General features: G+C 66.9%; 2 protein-coding genes. Both read left to right on the top strand.

Annotated features, from left to right (window positions below; translation table 11 throughout):
- Nucleotides 1–240: 240 nt before the first annotated feature.
- Nucleotides 241–1,494 carry an IS110 family transposase gene (locus ACFHWY_RS28260; RefSeq protein WP_416583288.1) on the top strand — a complete coding sequence of 418 codons (1,254 nt, stop codon included), beginning with the start codon at nucleotides 241–243 and terminating at the stop codon, nucleotides 1,492–1,494.
- A gap of 168 nt (nucleotides 1,495–1,662) precedes the next feature.
- Nucleotides 1,663–2,372, top strand: a 710-nt coding sequence (locus ACFHWY_RS28255) for a DDE-type integrase/transposase/recombinase (RefSeq protein ID WP_416583287.1), incomplete at its 3' end; no start/stop codon positions are given.

Genomic DNA, 2,372 nt, shown 5'->3' with positions numbered 1-2,372 from the left:
GCAGATCATGGGAAAAGTTCTTCCCTGCCCTGTGGGCGGGCCCGTTCCGGGCTGAAAATGGATGTGGTCGCCCGCCGACGCCGTGTGCGCTTGGTCTTCGAGGCCGTGGAAAAGTCGGGTGCGGGGAGCTGCGCCATGGGCCCTTCAATGTTGCTTCGAGCACGCGGATCAGCTTCGCTTTCGTCTCCAGCAGCTCCTGCGGGCGGCCACCTGTGGACGTCGGGTGGGAAGGAGCAGGTGGTGGAGTCGAGTCAGGACGACGAGGAGATCATCGAGCGGGTCGCGGCGTTGGATATCGGTAAGGCGGAGTTGGTGTGTTGCGTGCGGGTGCCTGGTCAGGGGCCAACCGGCCGCCGCCGGCAGGAGGTGTCGACCTACGCCACGATGACGCGGTCGTTGTTGACGATGGTCGACCGGCTGCGGGCGCTGGGGGTGACCAGGGTTGTCATGGAGGCGACCTCGGACTATTGGAAGCCGGCGTTCTATCTCCTCGAAGCGGCTGGGTTCGATCCATGGCTGGTCAACGCCCGAGATGTCAAGCATTTGCCTGGGCGTCCCAAGACGGATCGGCTGGACGCGGTCTGGCTGTGCAAGGTCGCCGAACGGCAGATGATCCGGCCGAGTTTCGTGCCTCCGGCGCCGATCCGTGAGTTGCGGGACCTGACCCGGTATCGGGTCGATCTGATCGGGGCGCGTACCGCGGAACGCAGCCGGGTCGAGAAGCTGTTGGAAGACGCGCAGATCAAGTTGAGCGTGGTGGCCAGCGACATCTTCGGGATCTCCGGCCGGGACATGATGGCCGCGCTGATCTCCGGGCAGCGAGACCCGAAGATCCTGGCGCAGATGGCCCGCAGCCGCCTACGCGCGAAGATCACACAGCTGGAAGAGGCATTCGTGGGGCGTTTCACCGACCATCATGGGTTCCTGCTGGCCAAGATGCTTGACCGCGTCGACGCGATCACCGCGAACATCGCCGACGTGGACCAGCGCATCGAACAACACATCGCCGTTTTCGCCGACGCTGGGCGGCGTCTGGACGAGATCCCCGGTGTCGGCCCGGCCACCGCCCACGTGATCATCGCCGAAGTCGGCGTCGATATGAGCAGGTTCCCGACTCCGGCTCACCTCGCCTCGTGGGCGCGGTTCGCCCCCGGGGTCAAGGAATCCGCCGGCAAGAGCAAGGGCACCGGGTTCACCGGTCACGGCAACCCCTACCTGGCCCGAGTCCTGGGCGAGGCCGCCGTCGCCGCGGGCAAGACCGACACGTTCCTCGGCGAACGCTACCGACGCATCGCCAGACGCCGCGGTAACCGGCGCACGATCGTCGCCGTCGGCCGGTCCATCCTGACCATCGTCTGGCACCTGCTGAACGATCCCACAACCCGATTCACCGACCTCGGATCAGACTTCTACGACACCCGCGTCAACCCCGAACGCAACCACATCCGCCAACTCGAAGCCCTCGGCTACACCGTCACCCTCACCGCCGCCTGACCGACCCCAGAACAGAACCAATCCCGGCTCCGCCGGGATGCTGACGCCTGCCCACTCACGGTTCATTTTCGGATCAGCGCACGCGCTCTTGGAACTACTCTCCGAGAGCGCGGACACCGCGCCGATGCCGAACCCGTCCTCGCCGAGGCGCAGCAGGCGCTGACCCCGGTGTGGGGTGTCGCAGGAGCATGCCGGCTGACCGGCGTCTCCCGCGCGACGCTCTACCGGCACCGCACACCACCGCTGGTCTCCAGGCCGCGGCCACCGCGCAAGCCTCCGCCGTCGGCGCTGTCCGAGGCCGAACGGGAGCAGGTGCTGCAACTGCTGAACCGGCCCGAATACGCCGACCTGGCACCGGCGCAGGTCTGGGCCCGCGAACTCGACGAGGGCCGCTGGTGGTGCTCGGAGTCCACCATGTACCGGATTCTGCGGGCCGCCGGTCAGAACGGCGAACGCCGCGCCCAGGCCACACATCCGGCCCGCACCAAGCCCGAACTGGTGGCCGACGCGCCCAACCAGGTCTGGTCCTGGGACATCACGAAGCTACGCGGCCCGGACCGAGGCGTCTGGTTCCACCTCTACACCGTCATCGACATCTGGTCCCGCTACGTCGTCGGGCACCTGGTCGCCGCACACGAGGACAGCCACCTCGCCGAAGCGCTGATCGCCGACGCCGCCGCCCGTGAACGCGTCGACCCCGACCAGCTGACCGTGCACGCCGACCGCGGCGCCGCGATGACCAGCAAGACCGTCACCCAACTGCTGACCGATCTGAAGATCAGCCGTAGCCACAGCCGACCCAAGACATCAAACGACAACCCGTACATCGAGGCCAGCTTCAAGACGTTGAAGTACGACCCGAGCTTCCCGGACCGGTT

This window comes from Micromonospora sp. LOL_024, from assembly GCF_048060415.1.
Classification (GTDB): domain Bacteria; phylum Actinomycetota; class Actinomycetes; order Mycobacteriales; family Micromonosporaceae; genus Micromonospora.
Note: the sequence above shows the minus strand (reverse complement) of the source record. Positions and strands in the feature narration are given on the sequence as shown.